Genomic DNA, 17904 nt, shown 5'->3' with positions numbered 1-17904 from the left:
TTTTTACATGAGGCGCAATAGTTTTAATAAAATGGCTGATTTACTGCATATTGTAATAAAGCAATATAATACAGTAAGTTATGATAGAAAGCTTCGGATCATTGCTGGATACTTACTTTGCTTTACTTTATTTTACTTTAAACTAAAGTTAACAAGCATAATATATAAAGCATATATATAACAATAAGTTAAATCAAAGCCCTTATTATCTGGACAGGTATTCAAATCAGCAAACTCATTAGCTAAATGAGGCGTCACTTTATCTTTTAACTGTAAATATCAAGCAGTTAACTAAATAACATTTTTATTATTATGATGTTATCAATATTAGCAAAAGTAATACTTTCACTTTGTAATTAAAAATTTTAATTTTATGACTCAGGTAAGAAAAATTACAGCCTGACGGCACCATATTTATTTAACCCATATCTTTTTCTTATAGTTTGAAATTTCCTGGCCTGTGACTGAGCACATTTAAATAAAAGACTGCTGTGCCATTTAGAGATATTCGTCTCTTTTTATTTGCTCGGAAAAACACATTAAAAATAGACCTGGAATTAAAATTTACCTTAAGTTATTAAATGGATATTTTATTATTAAAAAAAGCCGCTTTGAGTTTTAATAACTCAATATGGTTAGCTAACTGCTGTTATTGACAATGGGTTTACGCAGTGGCTGTAATTATGTTTTATCTACAGACTAATACTACCATGCAGGAATATCCAGCAAGGTAATGTAACCCACAAAACTAATTAATAAAATCTATGTGTATTTTCTTAACGGAGCGAGTATCCCGGCTCGTAATCACGGTTAAAGAAAGGAATAGTGGAAATCAGAGGCAGGCTCAACAGCTCAGGTTTGCTGCCTGTCGCCTTTAACGATACGGCTCAACCTGCCCTAAAAACCGGCGAAAGCGATAAACAAGCAGGAGATAAACAACAATGAGGTACAGATGGAGGCAGCAATCGGGCTGTTGACGAGCATTGTCGTCTGTAACAGAAAAGCTGCGGGCCGGAGAACCGGCCCGCAAAGAAGTTTAACCTTCGTTGTGCATTTCGAGGCTTTCCACCTCGTTCTGACGCGCCAGCGCTTTGGCATCGTCATTACGTAGCGATTGCAGATACTCCAGATATTGCAGATCGACATCTTTCGTGACGTAGATACCGTTAAAGACCGAGCATTCAAACTGCTCAATATCCGGGTTTTCTTCACGTACCGCTTCGATCAAATCATCAAGATCCTGGAAAATCAGCGCATCGGCTTTAATCAGTTGGCGGATCTCTTCCACCTCACGACCGTGTGCAATCAGTTCCGTAGCGCTCGGCATATCGATGCCATAAACGTTCGGAAAACGGATTTCCGGTGCGGCAGAGGCCAGATAGACCTTTTTCGCGCCCGCTTCACGCGCCATCTCAATGATCTGTTCTGACGTGGTGCCGCGCACAATGGAATCATCCACCAACAGCACATTCTTATCGCGGAACTCAGCACGGTTGGCATTCAGTTTACGGCGCACCGCGTTACGACGCAGCTGCTGACCCGGCATGATAAAGGTACGGCCAACATAGCGGTTTTTTACAAAGCCCTGACGGTAAGGCTTATCAAGGATGCGAGCGATTTCCAGCGCCACGTCAGTGGAGGTTTCCGGTATTGGGATCACCACGTCAATATCCAGGTCTTCCCATTCGCGGGCGATTTTCGCACCAAGCTTGGTGCCCATGCGTACACGGGCGCTGTAGACCGAAATCTTATCCAGGAAAGAGTCCGGGCGAGCAAAATAGACATATTCAAACAGGCATGGGTTATTACACGGATTTTCAGCACACTGGCGGGTATAGAGCTGACCGTTAACGGTGATATACACCGCTTCGCCCGGCGCGACGTCGCGCAGAAACTCAAAGCCCAGCGTATCCAGCGCCACGCTTTCCGAAGCCACCATATATTCAGTGCGACCTTCAGCCAGCTCACGCTTGCCCATCACCAGCGGACGGATACCGTTAGGATCGCGGAAGGCGACCATGCCGTGACCGATAATCATTGCCACGCAGGCGTAGGCACCGCGCACATGCTGATGTACGGCGGCAACGGCAGAGAAAATATCATCTGCTTCCAGCGGGTGATGCGGGCAGCGATCCAGCTCCTGCGCAAAAATATTCAGCAGAATTTCTGAATCCGAGGTGGTATTCACATGACGGCGGCCGCTTTCAAACAGTTGCTTACGCAGCTCGTGCGCATTGGTCAGGTTACCGTTGTGGGCCAGGGTAATACCGTACGGGGAGTTGACGTAGAAAGGCTGCGCTTCGGACGCGCTGGAGCTACCGGCGGTAGGATAACGCACATGACCGATGCCCATATTGCCCTGCAAACGCTGCATATGGCGAGCTTCGAACACATCGTTGACCAGCCCGTTGGCTTTGCGCAGACGGAAACAGTTCAGCGCATCGATGGTACAAATGCCTGCGGCATCCTGCCCACGGTGCTGGAGCACCGTTAACGCGTCATAAATCGACTGGTTGACCGGCATAAAACCGGTGATACCGACAATACCGCACATGTTGTCATATCCTCATTGGCCGCACACCCGGCGCGATTACCGGGGTAAAAAACTCGACGTGCTTTGCAGATAGTCAAAAAACCATCTGATGATGTAACTGAACTCAGGGATCAGCTGAGACTGCTGCCAGTCCGGGCTTTTGGAAAAGCCGGTAAAGGTATCGAGGAAGAACAGCATCGCTGAAACGATCAGCACGCCACGCAGTGCCCCGAAGCAGACCCCCAGTACTCTGTCGGTTCCCGACAAACCCGTTTTTTCGACCAGCGAGCCAATCACATAGTTCACTATTGCTCCGACAATCAGGGTAGCAATAAAGAGAACGGCGATGGCAATACCGTTGCGCACCAGCTGATCGTCAAATCCGGTGAACCAGACAGCAAGGAAGGGATAGTAATGACTGGCAACAAAGAATGCGCATCCCCAGGTGATAAGAGATAAAGCTTCCCGAACAAACCCACGAATCAGGCTGACAAGAGCAGAAAAACCAACAATCCCAATGATGACGTAATCTATCCAGACCATGAACTCTTCCAGCGACAGTGCCCCTGCATCCAGTTCGGGGCGCATTCTAACAGAAAAAGAAAACGTTTGCGTAGCGTTTTCCCCATCCCATAAAAATAAAAAAGCGAATAAAAAAACCGCAGCGGGAGCAGGCGCAGCGGCAATCCCCGTGCGGGGATCCACTGCTGCGCGGGCTCTTTAGCGTGCGCTGTAAGGTTTAACCACGCCGCTCAGGCCAGAGATACTTTTCAGTTCGCCTACCGCAGCCTGCATTTTAGCCTTTGAGGCATCCGGACCAACGTAGATGCGGGTAATCTGCCCCTGTACCGGCGTTGACGGCACGGTCCAGGCACGATAGCCGGAGAGACGCAGCTGCGCCACAATCTCATTCACCTTGGCAGCATTTTTCAGCGCGCCCAGCTGTACCATCCAGGCTTGCCCTGTCGGGGCCGTTTGCTCTGCCGGTTTCGGCGTTTCCACCGGCTTTGGCGTCTCTACCGGTTTCGGCTTCGGCGTTTCTACTGGCTTAGGCTTCGGTTTCGGTTGCTCAACCGGCTTCGGTCGCTCTGTTTTCACTTGTGGCGGCGACTGCACCACCGGCGGCGGCGCGACTACCGATGGTTCGCTGTTGGGCTGCGGTATCGCAGCGCCGTTATCGCCCGTCTGCTGCGGACGATTACTGTCGCCTCCGATCGCCGCGCCAGCGCCTTCTGGCGGCTGGGATGGCAGCGACTGCGTGACCGGCGGCACCATATCGCTATCCTGCTGATCGTCCGGTTTCGGCACCAGCGGGATCGCTGCAAATTCCTCTTTATAATGCTTTTTTTTCCCGTCAAGCAGGCCCGGCAATACAATGACGCCAACGGCGACCAGAATAACCGTGCCGACTAAACGGTTCTGAAACTTACTTGCCACTGCCCTTCTCCGTTTCCATCGCTTCCATGACCTGTGCCACGGTATGGAATGATCCACATACCAGCACAATATCCTGTACAGCTGCCTGCTGCATGGCGGCCTGCCATGCTTCGGTAACAGAACCAAAGGCGATTGCCCGATCCGTTTGTAGCTCGGCCATTAGCTGCTCTGCGCTGGCACCGCGCGGGCCTTCCAGCGGCGCTAAATACCAGCAATCAACCTGCGGTGCCAGAGATGCCAACGTACCGGCAATATCTTTATCATGCAGCATGCCCACTACCGCATGCACCTGCCCCGCTTTTGGCAGCTGCGCCAGTCGTGCGGCCAGATAACCTGCTGCATGTGGATTGTGCGCCACGTCCAGAATCACCTGCGGCTGCTGTGCCACGGTCTGGAAGCGTCCCGGCAGCACCGCTTTATCCAGATGCTGACGAATAATCGCTTCGCTGACGTGCAGGCCAGAGGCGCTCAGTGCCGCCAGTGCGGTGGCCGCGTTAGGCAGCGGCACCTGCGGCAGTGGCAGATTTTCCAGCGTTATGCTGGCATTGCAAAAACGCCAGCCGCTCTCCTGCGATTGCCAGCGCCAGTCGCGGTCCAGCTGCAGCAGCTGCGCGCCTTTTTCCTGCGCCACCTGGGCGATACTCTGCGGCATGTCAGGCTCGCCGACCACGGCAGGTTTGCCTGCGCGGAAAACGCCCGCCTTTTCACGGCCAATGCTTTCACGATCCGGTCCCAGCCAGTCGGTATGGTCCAGCGCGATACTGGTGATCACCGCCACGTCCGCATCCACGATATTGGTGGCATCAAGACGACCACCCAGCCCCACTTCCAGAATCACCACGTCCAGCGCCGCCTGTTTAAACAGCTGCAGCGCCGAGAGCGTACTGAACTCAAAATAGGTCAGCGAGGTTTCGCCGCGCCCTGCTTCAATCGCCGCAAAGCTGGCGGTATGCGCCGTTTCCGGCAGTTCATCGCCCTGAATACGCACCCGCTCGGTATAGCGCAGCAGATGCGGCGAGCTGTAAACGCCAACGCGATAACCGGCGGCTATCAGCAGCGTCTCCAGGGTGCGGCAGGTGGTGCCTTTGCCGTTAGTGCCGGCAACGGTAAACACACAGGGGGCGGGTTTTAACAGATCGAGCGTACGGGCTACGCGTTCAACGCGCGTCAGACCGAGATCGATGGCCTGCGTATGCAGACGCTCAAGATAATAAAGCCACGCGGCCAGAGGCGACGTGGCTTGAGGAAGGTGAAGATTTTCCATGGATCCCGTTCACAAGGTTACGGTTCATTGGTGAAAGGCGTCGTGAAAGACGCCTTTCCATCATCTGTCAGGCCTCTTGGCTTTCCGATTTCGGCTCGTCCGGCTGATCAACGTGATCGGGCAGCGGCGCAGGCAGATTCTGCATTTTCGCCAGCAGGCTCGCCAGTTTATAGCGCATTTCCGGACGGCGGATAATCATATCGATCGCGCCTTTTTCAATCAGGAACTCGCTGCGCTGGAAGCCCGGCGGCAGTTTTTCACGTACCGTCTGCTCAATCACGCGCGGGCCGGCAAAACCAATCAGCGCTTTCGGCTCCGCCACGTTCAGGTCGCCCAGCATGGCGAAACTGGCGGAAACGCCGCCCATGGTCGGGTCGGTTAATACAGAAATATAAGGCAGACCGCGCTCACGCATTTTCGCCAGCGCTGCACTGGTTTTCGCCATCTGCATCAGCGACATCAGCGCTTCCTGCATACGGGCGCCGCCACTGGCGGAGAAACAGATCAGCGGGCAGTTATCTTCCAGCGCCTGCTCTACGGCACGGACAAAGCGCGCGCCGACGACGGAGCCCATTGAGCCGCCCATAAAGGAGAATTCAAACGCAGCGGCCACAATTGGCATGCTGTGCAGCGTGCCCTTCATGACGATCAGCGCGTCTTTCTCTTCAGTTTCTTTCTGCGCCGCAGCCAGGCGATCCTTATACTTTTTGGAGTCGCGGAACTTGAGAACGTCTTTCGGTTCCAGTTCGCTACCCAACTCAACCAGCGTGCCCTGATCTAACAGGCTGTGCAGGCGCTCGCGCGCATGCATACGCATGTGATGGTCGCATTTTGGGCAAACTTCCAGGTTGCGCTCCAGCTCGGCACGGTAAAGCACCTGCCCGCAGCTGTCGCATTTTGTCCAGACCCCTTCAGGAATGTTTGCTCTGCGCGACGGGGTAATTGTGCTCTTATTGAGAATTCGTTCAATCCAGCTCATTGATGACCTTTCTGTTTGAACCTGGTGAGACCAGTTTTTCTTGTTGCTGCTGAAGCCGTCTTCAGCAGACCATAAATGTCGCTCATTAAACCATAACCATTACGCGCTGTGGATAAAAATCTGGTCATACCCGTTAGCGCCGATAGCTTAAGGCTGTTTTTGCTGGCGGGCCGCACGGCGATGACGCCACACTTCCACCACGCCCGGCAGTATCGATACCACGATGATCGCCACAATCAACAGCTTCAGATTTTCCTGAACCATCGGCAGCGCGCCAAAGAAGTAGCCCGCATAAGAGAACAACAGCACCCACAGCAGCGCGCCGGCTACGTTAAACAGCGCGAAATGGCGATAAGACATATGTCCCATGCCCGCGACGAACGGCGCAAAGGTGCGGACGATCGGCACGAAGCGCGCAAGAATAATGGTTTTTCCGCCGTGACGCTCGTAAAAAGCGTGGGTTTTATCCAGATAGCTGCGGCGGAAAATACGCGAGTTGGGATTGCTGAAGAGCCGTGCGCCAAACAGCCGCCCAATAGTGTAGTTAACCGCATCGCCCAGCACCGCAGCGATCACCAGCAGCGTTACCATAACATGCACGTTGAGATCGTTATCCGGCAGCGCCGCCAGCGCGCCTGCAACAAACAGCAGCGAATCGCCGGGTAAAAACGGCGTCACCACCAGTCCGGTTTCGCAAAACAAAATCAGAAACAGAATGGCGTATACCCACATGCCATACTGCGCCACCAGCTCGGCCATATGGACATCAATATGCAGGATAAAATCAACAACAAAATGGATTAGATCCATAACTCTTCCTTAGTGAGCGGCAGCGCCTGAAAGTTAATCTTCGAGAAACAGCGGCCCCATCGGGGGCCGGGGTAAAGCAAAATGCGCCGGGTAATCAACGGCGACCAGATAAAGTCCCTCCGCTTTGGCCGTTGCGGCGGCCAGCTTACGATCTTTGGCCGCCAGCAGCTCAGCCATCCAGCCTTCAGGCTGATTGCCGCAGCCGATCTCCAGCAAACTGCCAACGATATTGCGCACCATATGATGGACAAACGCGTTGGCCTTGATATCTACCACCACATAACCGCCGTGGCGGCTGACGTTAAGGTGCATCACATTACGCCAGGGCGTGCGCGACTGGCACTGCACCGCACGAAACGAGGTAAAGTCGTTTTCGCCCAACAAACACTGCCCGGCGCGGTGCATTTTTTCCACATCCAGCGGCAGATGAAAATGCGTTACGCCACCGTGCAAAATCGCCGGACGCAGCCGGTGATTATAAATCACATAGCGATAACGCCGCGCCGTTGCGCTAAAGCGCGCATGAAATTCGTCCGGCACCGCTTTTACCCAACGCACAGCAATATCGTCCGGCAAATTAGCGTTGACGCCCAACGTCCAGGCGGCGTCTTTCCGTACCGACGTGGTTTCAAAATGCACCACCTGGCCGGTGCCGTGTACGCCCGCATCGGTACGTCCGGCACAAAATACCGTAACGTCATGGTTTGCCACCTGCGACAGTGCCTGCTCCAGACGTGCCTGCACGCTGCGCACTTCCTGCTGTCGCTGCCAGCCATAATAACGGCTGCCGTCATATTCAATACCGAGCGCCAGTTTACTGACGCCCGGGTTAACCGCCTGCGTCATTAGTACAGATACTCCTGTACCAGCTTTTCAGCAGTTTTTATCGCCATCAGCGCGCCGCCGAAGCGCACGTTATCGGCCACCGACCAGAACTGCAGCAGTTCCGGGATACCGTAATCGTTACGCAGACAACCCACATTGAGATTGGCATTATCTGAGGCATCCGTTACCTGAGTCGGATAGTTGTTTTCATCCGACAACACAATCTCATCGATGCGCGACAGCTCATCGCGCGCCTCTTCCGCTGAAAGCGGACGCAGGCTTTCCAGATGCACAATCTGCGCATTGCCGTAAAACACCGGCGCCTGCACGCTGCTGACCGCGATCGGTAATCCTTCGTCCTGCAGCACTTTACGCACCTGCTCAACCAGACGACGTTCGCTTTCCACGCTGCCGGTGTTGTCCGGCAACTGCGGTAACAGGTTAAACGCTAACTGACGGCCAAAGTGATGCTCTTCGGCTGGCAGGCCGTTCAGCAGACGCGCACTTTCGCCCGCCAGCGAATCTACCGCCGCCTTGCCGTGCGCCGATACCGACAGCAGATTAGTCACCTGCAGACGGCCCAGACCGGCCTGATCGGTAAGCGGCTTGATGGCGCTCAGCAGCTGACTGGTCAGGCTGTCCGCAACGCTAATGATATTGCGGTTACGGTAGTCCGCCAGCACCTGAGGATTCACATCCGGCACCACCAGCGGCACATCCGGTTCCAGCGCAAACAGATCGCTGCTGTCAATCACCAGACAACCTGCGCTGGCCGCTTCCTCTGCGTAGCGCGCCGACGCATCGCGACCGGCCACAAAAAAGGCCAGCTGCGCCTGCGACCAGTCAAATTCACTGGCGTCCTGAACGCGCAAAGAGTGCCCGGCAAACCGTACGCTTTCTCCAGCGCTACGCTCGCTTGCCAACAAATACATTTCACCAACCGGGAACTGGCGTTCGGCCAGCAACTCCAGTAAAGCGTTCCCTACTGCGCCTGTCGCGCCTAAAAGCGCAATATTCCAGCCGTCAGACATGTTGGTTTACTCCAGACAATGACATAAAAACAGAAGGCGGTGATATTCACCGCCCGTTGATTCAGATTATTCCCCTGCGATAAGCGCAGGCGAAATAATAAGGGTTATGCTGGCTGATGGACCGCATTAAAGCCCAGCTTTTGCAGCAGCGCCGCCGCGTCAGCGTTATCACACTCAACCCGCAGCGATGACCATTCGCGTCGTTCCAGATATTGCTTGCGCAGGCGATCAAATTCACCGGGCTGGCCTGCGACTTTTCTCAGCGGCGCATCATCGCGGCGCACATCATACACCAGATGCGCCAGACGTTTTAGCGTTGGCTGATCCAGCGGGCCGCGCAGCGTAATGCGGTCAAACTCCGGCGCAGGCAGCAGCGTCTCCAGCGCCACCTGCTGCGCCTGACCGATAAAGCGCGTCCAGGCTTCAAATACCTGCGTGGTGCCGCGCGCTTTTCCTTCCAGCGTATAGCCAGCAATATGCGGGGTGCCGATATCTACCCGCTCCAGCAGCGCCACGTTCAGATCCGGCTCCGGTTCCCACACATCCAGCACCACGCTTAAATCGCGACGCTGCTGCAGCACCCGCAGCAAGGCGGCGTTATCCACCACCGATCCACGGCAGGCATTGATTAAAATCGAGTCCGGCTGCAACGCCTGCAGCAGCGTTTCATCGGCCAGGTGCAGCGTCTGATAAGGCCCCGCTTTATGCAGCGGCGTATGGAAGGTCAGCACATCCGCTTCCGCCACCAGCTTCTCCAGTGAATGAAACTCACCCGCGTCGCCGCGATCGGCACGTGGCGGATCGCACAGCAGCGTCTTAATGCCCAGCGCTTCGAGCCGTTTTTGCAGACGCCCGCCAACGTTGCCGACGCCCACAATCCCCACGGTGCGATCGCTTAGCTGAAAGCCATCGCGTTCCGCCAGCATCAGCAGCGCAGAAAAAACGTATTCCACTACGGCGATGGCGTTGCAGCCGGGCGCAGCGGAAAAGCCAATCCCGGCGCGCGCCAGAAAATCCTCATCGACATGATCGGTGCCCGCCGTGGCGGTGCCAACAAACTTTATCCCTTTGCCGCCCAGCAGCGCCTCATTCACCTTGGTGACCGAGCGTACCATCAGCGCATCCGCATCGTTCAGTGCCTCGGTGGGAACGGGCCGACCAGGTACCGCAACCACTTCCCCGGTGCGGCTAAATAGCTCACGGGCATAAGGCATATTTTCATCTACCAGAATTTTCACAACGGCTTTCCTGCATCAGCTGAAAAATTGGCGGTTATGTTGCCATATCCAGACAGGGAATTCATGCCGCGACGTGCCGTCCACGCGCCCGGTAGCGTTCCGGCGTGGTGCCCGCCTGCTGCTGAAACATAACGATCAGCGCGGAAGAGGAACTGTAGCCCAGTTCCAGCGCAATATCCTGCACCTGCATCCCCTGCTCCAGCAGCGAAATTGCCTGCAGGAATCGCAGCCGCTGTCGCCACTCGCTAAAAGTCATCCCCAACTGAGCCTGGCAGCGCCGCGCCAGCGTACGCTCGGTGGTATAGACCTGCTTCGCCCACTGCGCCAGCGTACGGTTATCACCGGGATAGTTTTCCAGCGCCTGCAGCACCGGCGCCAGATATTTATCATCGGAGCGCGGCAGATAGCTCTCCTGCACTGGCGCCTGCAACAGTTGATCCAGCACCACTTCGCAGAGGCGTAAATCAGCCGTGATCTGCGGTATATGCAGCTGCCGCGCGGCAAAATCGGCCATAATCGCCTTAACGATCGGACCGCTTTGGATCAGACAAGCCTGCTGCGGCATGCCGACGCAGCGTTCCACAGCGATATTAAAGGTCAGTAGCCGGGTATGCTTATGGTTATAGCTGGCATGTTGATGCTCAGGCGGGATCCAGACCGGGAACGCGGCGGGTGTCAGCAGACGTTTGCCCTCCACCTCTATCTGCAATACGTTCCCTTCGACAAAAATTAGTTGCCCCCAGCGGTGCGCGTGCGGCAAATATTCCGTACGGGCATTGGTTTGCTCATAACGCAGGAAGAAACGGAAATCGCTGGCAAAGGCGGGTTCCTGATAAACAAGCTGAACCATCTTTTCTCCCGGCTGCGCCGAACGCCTGTCTGTCCGGTCAGTGATACATTTTGTCTGATATTAACTATCTGTCTGAAAACGGACAAGCGTACACTGTCCACTATTGATTCAAAGACGTTGAAACCATTATGAGCTTTTTATTTCCCCTGTTTGCGGTGCTGATCTGGTCGGTTAACGCCATTGTCAGCAAGCTTTCCGCTGGCGCTATCGATCCGGCGGCCATCTCCCTTTATCGCTGGCTGCTGGCGCTGCTGGCGCTAACGCCCTTTGTGCTGCCTGCCGTCTGGCGCAACCGTCGTGAGGTGGCGCAGGTATGGTGGAAGCTGCTGGTGCTTGGCCTGTTGGGTATGGTGCTGTACCAGTGTCTGACCTATTACGCAGCGCACAGCGTGACTGCTCTGTTTATGGGCATCCTGAACGCGCTGATCCCGCTGCTGACGGTACTGTTAAGCGTGGTTATTCTGCGTGTTGCGCCGACGCTGGGAATTCTGCTGGGAAGCCTGCTTTCATTCGGCGGGCTGACCTGGCTGGTAAGCCAGGGGAACCCGGCTCAGCTGCTGACGCACGGCATGGGCAAAGGCGAACTCATGATGTTTGCCGCCTCAACCTCGTACGCACTCTATGGTGTCCTGACCCGGCGCTGGGCGCTTACCCTGCCGGGCTGGCAAAGCCTCTATATGCAGATTTTCTTCGGTGTACTGTTGCTACTTCCCGGTTTTTTACGTGCGCCGGATATCAGCCTGAACGCCCAGAATATCCCGCTGGTGCTGTTTGCCGGTATTCCCGCCTCGATTATCGCGCCGTTCCTCTGGATCCAGGGTGTACTGCGCATGGGTGCCAGCACCACCAGCATTTTCATGAATCTGGTGCCGATATTTACTGCGATAATTGCCGTGCTGTTTTTGCATGAAACCCTGCAAAGCTATCATTTTATCGGCGGCGGCATTACGCTGCTTGGCGTGATTGTGGCGCAGCGCCTGCGCATACCGCTGACTGCCGCTCAGCGTGCGGCTAACGATCCAGCGGCCTGACGCGCTAAGATTGTACGCTTTTTCCGCGCTGAATCGGGCCGGTGCTGCGACTTCCCCGCATCTGCCCGTAATAAACGCCGCCGGTAATGAATTATCCCACCTGATTCCCTACATTTTCCGCGCCAGGATTGGTATCATAGCCGACTATTCTACTTTTCCGGCGCGCCCCGGATATTGACCTGCCGTTTTAAGGATTCCGCCATGCAACCTCTTACTGGCCCCGGCGCGCCCCAGGGCGATCGTACTACTGTACCCGGCGTATCCGGCCAGGCCCCGCGCAGCGGCGGCACGCCCGGCGAGCAACCGCTTTCTCCTGGCCAGCGCACTACGCTGGAAAGGCTGGTGGTGCGCATTATGTCGCTCAGTACCCTGAAAGCGCCTGAGCTGTGGGCGGGATTACGCCGCGAGGTGGGAGTGAAAAACGATGCCGAGTTGCAGTCGCGCCACTTCCCCGCTGCGGAAAACTTCCTTAATGGCAGGCTTACGCAGGTACAAAATAATCACGCGACCCGCCAACTGTTACACCAGCTGACCGAGCTGCTGCCGCAGGGCAATAATCGCCAGGCCGTTAGCGATTTTATCCGCCAGCATTTTGGTCATACGGTGCTCAGTTCGCTGTCGCAGGATCAGCTACGTCAGGTGCTGACCATGTTGCAGAACGGTCAAATGACCATTCCGCAGCCGCAATTAACGCGCAACAGCGATCGCTCGCTGCTGCCTGCAGAACATCAGACGCTGAATCAACAAGTGGTCAAACTGGCGGCCGCAACCGGCGAGCAGCCCTCAACGGTCTGGTCATCGACCCTGAAGCTGGTCGGTCTGAAAAGCGGCGATCCTATCCCGTTACGCCACTTTCCGCTGCTGACGCAATATTTGCAGGTTCGTCAGACACTGAGCCAGCAGCATGCCCCGACGCTGCATATGCTGGAGGCCGCGCTGAAGCATCCGCTGGATAACGCTGAACAGCAGATGTTAGAAACGTACAGCCTGCAAAATTTCCAGGCGACGCCGCAGACCATTCTGACTACCGCGCAGGCGCAGGATCTGCTGAACCTGCTGTTTTCCCGTCGCGCCGAGCGCATTAGCGACAGCGAGACGCCGCGCGTAGCCAGCGATATTAATCCGCAACCCATCTATAACCCGCTGGTTCCCTGGCTTCCGGCGCCGCTGCAGCCGCTGGCGAACCGGCCTGCTCTGGCTGCGCTGATAGTGCTGCTGGTTATTGGCCTGCTTTGGCTGCTGTTTTAATTAACAGCCGCAGTCACGCGCCGTAGCCTGCTGCGGCCATTCGCCAGGGCTATCTCCTGTAACAACCGGATGCTGGTCGCGACGCCAAAAATCGAGTCCGCCGATCAGCTCCTTTACCCGCAGCCCGGCGCTGGCCAGTTTCCACGCCGCCTTAGTCGAACCATTGCAGCCGATGCCATCGCAGTAGGTGATATAGACCTTGCTGCGATCGAGGCGCGCCAGACTCTCCGGCGTCATATCGCGATGGGGAAAATTCACTGCGCCGCAGATATGCCCGGCCTGCCACGCCTGCGCTGAACGCGCATCTATTACCACGATCTCCGTTACACCATTGGCTAAGTCTTCAGCTACGTCCCATGCATCCGCATAATGCGCCAGTTTATGCGCCAGCCAGGCTGCGCTGGCCTCCGCTTCAGGTGGGGGGAAAGCCAGAACGCTGGAAGTGATTGACATGTTTTTTCTCCGTTGGTTTTTCTGCCATCATAGCGGCTCTTCGGTATGATGACTGATACCGATTATTCTTTGCTGATAAGACCCATTATGGCCTCGCTTAGCGCACGTATCTCCATGCTTTATGCTACCCAAACGGGCGCGACCCGGCGTGACCGGCTCTGCGGCGCGCTGCGTCAGACCATTAGCGAAGGCAGTCTGCCAGCAGGAAGCCGTCTGCCCTCTTCGCGTTTATTGGCCGCTGAGCTAAAACTGTCACGGGTAACGACAGAGGCCGCCTACGGCCAACTGGAAAGCGAAGGCTATCTGCATCGCAAAACCGGCCAGGGAACGTTTGTCGCTATTACGGTGCGCGCTCCCGCTGCCAGCAGATCCGCCGCCGCGTTGCCCTTTACCCCTTCAGCACGAGCGGCAACGGTCATCGCCAGCGGAGGCTGCCAGGATCCGCCCTTTCCTCACGCTTTTGCCGCTGGCTCGCCGGAACTGCGCGCATTTCCTCACGAGCTGTGGCGCAGGCTCACCGCTCGCCAGCAAAGAGTGCATGGCAACACCCTGATGCGTTATGGCGATCCACAAGGCTGGCTGCCGCTGCGTCAGGCATTAAGCACCTGGCTGGCTCAGGCGCGCGGCGTGCGCTGTGAGCCTGAGCAGCTGCTGGTGTTAACCAGCTCACAGCAGGCATTACAGATGCTGGCGCTGCTACTGCTCGACAGCGGCGAAGAGGTGTGGATGGAAAATCCGGGCTATCCCGGGGCACGCCACGCTTTTCATAGTGCAGGCGCGCGCGTGACTGGCATAGCGGTTGATGAGCAGGGAGCCATACCCGGCGACGGTACGCCACGGCTTATCTATCTGACGCCCTCGCATCAATATCCCATTGGCCCGGCGCTTAGCCTTGAACGTCGGCTGGCGTGGCTGGCGCTGGCGGAAAAGCGGCAAAGCTGGATTATCGAAGATGATTACGACAGCGAATTCTGGTACGACGCGCAGCCGATGCCCGCCATGCAGGGACTGGCGCCACAGCGCACCATCTATCTTGGCACCTTTTCCAAATCGCTGTTCCCTTCGCTGCGTCTGGCATGGATGGTGGTGCCTGAGCCGCTGGTGACGCCGCTGATCCGTTTACGAAGCGTGATGGATGGGCACAGCGCACAGCTGCCGCAGGCGGTGACCGCAGCCTTTATTGAGCAGGGCCATTACGCAGCGCATCTGCGGCTGATGCGCCAGCTTTATCACAGCCGGCGTGATCTGCTGCAGGAACGGCTTGCCGAGCTGTTGCCCGACCAGCTGGAGGTGCTGCCCTGCCGTGGCGGACTGCAGATGACGGTTTTACTGCGTAAAGGGAATGAAGCTGAGCTGACCGCACGAGCGGCGGCGCAACAGCTGCTGTTGCCGCGTCTGGCACCCTGCTGGCTCAACGATATGCCGGAACAGCAGGGCTGGCTGCTGGGGTTTTCCGCGCTGGAGCGCGCGGAAATCATCAGCGGCGTGAACCGGCTGGCGGGCCTGTTCTGAATCTATGCCCGCCAGTAATGATAAGCGCTATTATGGTGCGGATGGTGTTTTTACCTGACGCACCATTAACAGCGACAGCAGCAGGCCAAGCAAAGCACATGCGGCAGCGGCAAAATAAACCGAGCCATACCCCAGCGAGGTCGCCAGCAGGCCGGTCAGCGGTCCGCTGATGCCGTAGGCCACATCCTGAAAGGCAGCGAATCCGCCCAGCGCCGTGCCTCGCACCTGCGGCGCTACGCGTTTCACCACTTCCACGCCCAATGCCGGGAAGACCAGCGAACAGCCGCAGCCGGTCAGCGCCGCGCCCGCCAGCGCCATCCAGCCGTTGAATGAAAATCCCAGCAGCACCAGTCCAGCCGCCTCAATGGCCAGTGAAGCTACCGCAACGCGCACGCCGCCCAAACGGTCAGGCAAGTTGCCAAAAAAGATGCGCATCAATACAAAAGCACCGCCAAAGGCGCTCAGGGCAAAACCCGCATTGCCCCAGTGACGCTCTGCAAACCATAGCGAAGTAAAGGTGCCAATGACTGCAAAACCCACGCCCTGCAGCGCCAGCGCGCTGCCCGGTGACAGAATTTGCCCCACCACGCGCCACAGCGATGGGCGTTCGCCGCTCTGGGTTGGAACCGTCCGGATCCTGCTGTTCAACCCCAGTGCCAGCAGCGGCAGGACAAGCGCAACGATGCCCAGCCCGCTAAACCCCCAGTGCGCATGGATCCACAGCCCCAGCGGCGCGCCAGCCGCCAGCGCGCCATAGATGGCCATGCCGTTCCAGGACATTACAAGGCCGGAGCGCTTCGGCCCGACCAGCCCCAGTCCCCAGGTCATGTTGCCGGTCAACAGCAGGCTTTCGCCAAACCCTAACAGCAGTCGTCCCAGCGCCAGCAGCGCGAATTTCCCTGCCGCTGGCAGCGCCAGCTGAGCCGCCAGCAAATAGGCGACGCCAACCAACGCGATTGCCATCATGCCCTGCTGGGTAGTGATTTTTGCGCCGTGGCGATCGGCCCGCTTGCCGGCCAGTCCACGCGTCAACAGCGTGGCGAAAAACTGGATACCCACCGCCACGCCGACCATGAGATTGCTGTAACCCAGCTCCTGATGTACAAACAGCGGAATAACCGGCAGCGCCAGGCCTGCGGTCAAATAGGTTAAAAATACCGCGAAGGAGGTGCAGGCAACTAAAGCCGTACTCCGGGAAGATGAATTGATTGTCGTCTCGGACATTCGTCATGTATCTCCTGAATATTGCGGACGCAGGTCAGTTACCGCGTCCATCACGCCAGCAGAGCACTGGTCTGAATGCGTTGGTAACGTGAGAGTTTACGCAATATCATGACGATAGCAGATTGCAGATACAAAAAAGCCCGGCTTTCGCCGGGCTTTTCATTAAACGATTACTGATATTTACGCAGCGTCAGCGTTGCGTTGGTGCCGCCAAAGCCGAAGCTGTTGGACATCACCGTGGTCAGTTGACGTTCGGTTGGCGTGGTAACGATGTTCATTCCTTCCGCCACCGGATCCAGCTCTTCCACGTTAATGCTTGGCGCGATAAAACCGTGCTCCAGCATCAGCAGGGTGTAGATCGCTTCCTGTACGCCTGCGGCACCCAGCGAGTGACCGGTCATGGCTTTGGTTGCGGAAATGGCCGGCTGGTTCTCGCCAAACACTTCACGAATCGCACCCAGTTCTTTCGCATCGCCAACCGGCGTTGAGGTGCCGTGGGTATTGATATAGTCGATAGGGGTATCCACGCCCTGCGTCGCCATTTTCATGCAGCGCACTGCGCCTTCGCCTGACGGGGCAACCATATCAGCGCCGTCGGAGGTTGCGCCGTAGCCCACGATCTCTGCGTAGATATGCGCGCCACGCGCCAGCGCATGTTCCAGCTCTTCAACTACAACCATACCGCCGCCGCCAGCGATAACAAAGCCGTCACGGTTGGCATCATAAGTACGGGACGCTTTTTCTGGCGTGTCGTTATAACGGGTAGAAAGCGCGCCCATGGCATCAAACTCACAGGCCATTTCCCAGCACAGCTCTTCGCCGCCGCCGGCAAAAACGATATCCTGTTTACCCAACTGGATCTGCTCTACCGCGTTACCGATACAGTGCGCGGAAGTGGCGCAGGCGGAGCTAATGGAGTAGTTAACGCCGTGGATTTTGAACGGCGTCGCCAGGCAGGCAGAAACGCCAGAGGCCATCGCTTTGGTTACTACATATGGACCCACTGCTTTCAGGCCGCGCGGGCTACGCATAGCATCAGCGCCAAACACCTGGAAACGCGGAGAACCGCCGCCGGAACCGGCAATCAGGCCCACACGCGGATTATTTTGGTAGGTTTCGTCGCTCAGCCCAGCGTCTTTAATCGCTTCAGCCATTGAAAGATAGGCATAAATGGACGCATCACTCATAAAACGCACGATTTTGCGATCGATGAGGCCGGTGGTATCAAGCTTAACGTTACCCCAGACGTGACTACGCATGCCGGAATCTTTCATCTCTTGAGAGAAGGTAATGCCAGAGCGACCTTCACGCAGAGATGCCAGGACTTCTTCCTGGTTGTTGCCAATGCTGGAAACGATTCCCAGGCCAGTAATCACTGCACGTTTCATCAAATACCTCTTCCATCATCATAATTAGGTTTTAGCAGGCACTCTAGCTTACACTTGTACGCCGAACAAGTCCGATCAGCA

At 56.2% G+C, this 17904-nt stretch carries 16 protein-coding genes; 3 read left to right on the top strand and 13 right to left on the bottom strand.

Features of this window, described 5'->3' with window-relative positions; genetic code table 11:
* Nucleotides 1-1036: 1036 nt before the first annotated feature.
* The 10 genes from purF to ACQE3Y_RS01640 all read right to left on the bottom strand — a co-directional run bounded on the left by purF (nucleotide 1037) and on the right by ACQE3Y_RS01640 (nucleotide 10967).
* Nucleotides 1037-2554 (bottom strand): amidophosphoribosyltransferase, encoded by a 1518-nt coding sequence (gene purF, locus ACQE3Y_RS01685; RefSeq protein WP_426971847.1) that lies wholly within the window; start codon nucleotides 2552-2554, stop codon nucleotides 1037-1039.
* 36 nt (nucleotides 2555-2590) lie between these two features.
* Nucleotides 2591-3076: a colicin V production protein gene (gene cvpA / locus ACQE3Y_RS01680; RefSeq protein ID WP_085072315.1), complete on the bottom strand. Its 486-nt coding sequence runs from the start codon at nucleotides 3074-3076 to the stop codon at nucleotides 2591-2593.
* Nucleotides 3077-3253: 177 nt separating this feature from the next.
* The gene (gene dedD, locus ACQE3Y_RS01675; protein WP_426971846.1) at nucleotides 3254-3970 is read right to left on the bottom strand and encodes a cell division protein DedD; all 717 of its coding nucleotides are present in this window, start codon (nucleotides 3968-3970) and stop codon (nucleotides 3254-3256) included.
* Nucleotides 3960-5234 carry a bifunctional tetrahydrofolate synthase/dihydrofolate synthase gene (folC, locus tag ACQE3Y_RS01670; protein ID WP_426971845.1) on the bottom strand — a complete coding sequence of 425 codons (1275 nt, stop codon included), beginning with the start codon at nucleotides 5232-5234 and terminating at the stop codon, nucleotides 3960-3962. Before folC ends, dedD begins: the two co-directional genes overlap by 11 nt.
* Before the next feature lie 67 nt (nucleotides 5235-5301).
* Nucleotides 5302-6213, bottom strand: coding sequence for an acetyl-CoA carboxylase, carboxyltransferase subunit beta (gene accD, locus ACQE3Y_RS01665; protein WP_426971844.1), 912 nt, complete (start codon nucleotides 6211-6213; stop codon nucleotides 5302-5304).
* A gap of 147 nt (nucleotides 6214-6360) precedes the next feature.
* Nucleotides 6361-7023, bottom strand: coding sequence for a DedA family protein (locus ACQE3Y_RS01660; protein WP_250650471.1), 663 nt, complete (start codon nucleotides 7021-7023; stop codon nucleotides 6361-6363).
* 33 nt (nucleotides 7024-7056) lie between these two features.
* Entirely contained in the window at nucleotides 7057-7869 is an 813-nt protein-coding gene (gene truA / locus ACQE3Y_RS01655) for a tRNA pseudouridine(38-40) synthase TruA (RefSeq protein WP_426971843.1), read from the bottom strand.
* Nucleotides 7869-8879: an aspartate-semialdehyde dehydrogenase gene (locus ACQE3Y_RS01650; protein WP_426980732.1), complete on the bottom strand. Its 1011-nt coding sequence runs from the start codon at nucleotides 8877-8879 to the stop codon at nucleotides 7869-7871. The genes truA and ACQE3Y_RS01650 overlap by 1 nt, the downstream gene beginning before the upstream one ends.
* A 104-nt stretch (nucleotides 8880-8983) precedes the next feature.
* On the bottom strand, nucleotides 8984-10117 hold the full coding sequence (pdxB, locus tag ACQE3Y_RS01645; protein WP_426980731.1) for a 4-phosphoerythronate dehydrogenase PdxB: 1134 nt from the start codon (nucleotides 10115-10117) through the stop codon (nucleotides 8984-8986).
* 61 nt (nucleotides 10118-10178) lie between these two features.
* Entirely contained in the window at nucleotides 10179-10967 is a 789-nt protein-coding gene (locus ACQE3Y_RS01640) for an AraC family transcriptional regulator (RefSeq protein WP_426980730.1), read from the bottom strand.
* A gap of 128 nt (nucleotides 10968-11095) precedes the next feature.
* On the opposite strand from ACQE3Y_RS01640, the gene ACQE3Y_RS01635 reads away from it, so the two are divergent.
* Both ACQE3Y_RS01635 and flk read left to right on the top strand, forming a co-directional pair.
* The gene (locus tag ACQE3Y_RS01635; protein ID WP_426971839.1) at nucleotides 11096-11998 is read left to right on the top strand and encodes a DMT family transporter; all 903 of its coding nucleotides are present in this window, start codon (nucleotides 11096-11098) and stop codon (nucleotides 11996-11998) included.
* 201 nt (nucleotides 11999-12199) lie between these two features.
* Nucleotides 12200-13246 (top strand): flagella biosynthesis regulator Flk, encoded by a 1047-nt coding sequence (flk, locus tag ACQE3Y_RS01630; protein ID WP_426980729.1) that lies wholly within the window; start codon nucleotides 12200-12202, stop codon nucleotides 13244-13246.
* Here the strand turns inward: flk and ACQE3Y_RS01625 are convergent, their stop codons facing one another.
* Nucleotides 13247-13699 (bottom strand): rhodanese-like domain-containing protein, encoded by a 453-nt coding sequence (locus ACQE3Y_RS01625; protein WP_426980728.1) that lies wholly within the window; start codon nucleotides 13697-13699, stop codon nucleotides 13247-13249.
* A gap of 87 nt (nucleotides 13700-13786) precedes the next feature.
* Between ACQE3Y_RS01625 and ACQE3Y_RS01620 the strand changes: the two genes are divergently transcribed.
* Nucleotides 13787-15211 (top strand): PLP-dependent aminotransferase family protein, encoded by a 1425-nt coding sequence (locus tag ACQE3Y_RS01620; protein ID WP_426980928.1) that lies wholly within the window; start codon nucleotides 13787-13789, stop codon nucleotides 15209-15211.
* Nucleotides 15212-15241: 30 nt separating this feature from the next.
* Here the strand turns inward: ACQE3Y_RS01620 and ACQE3Y_RS01615 are convergent, their stop codons facing one another.
* Nucleotides 15242-16435 carry an arabinose transporter gene (locus ACQE3Y_RS01615; protein WP_426980727.1) on the bottom strand — a complete coding sequence of 398 codons (1194 nt, stop codon included), beginning with the start codon at nucleotides 16433-16435 and terminating at the stop codon, nucleotides 15242-15244.
* 170 nt (nucleotides 16436-16605) lie between these two features.
* Nucleotides 16606-17823, bottom strand: a complete 1218-nt coding sequence (gene fabB, locus ACQE3Y_RS01610; RefSeq protein ID WP_426973031.1) for a beta-ketoacyl-ACP synthase I — start codon at nucleotides 17821-17823, stop codon at nucleotides 16606-16608.
* Nucleotides 17824-17904 lie beyond the last annotated feature (81 nt).

Origin of the sequence: Pantoea sp. FN0305, assembly GCF_050113845.1 — a bacterium.
Lineage (GTDB): Bacteria > Pseudomonadota > Gammaproteobacteria > Enterobacterales > Enterobacteriaceae > Mixta > Mixta alhagi.
Note: the sequence above shows the minus strand (reverse complement) of the source record. Positions and strands in the feature narration are given on the sequence as shown.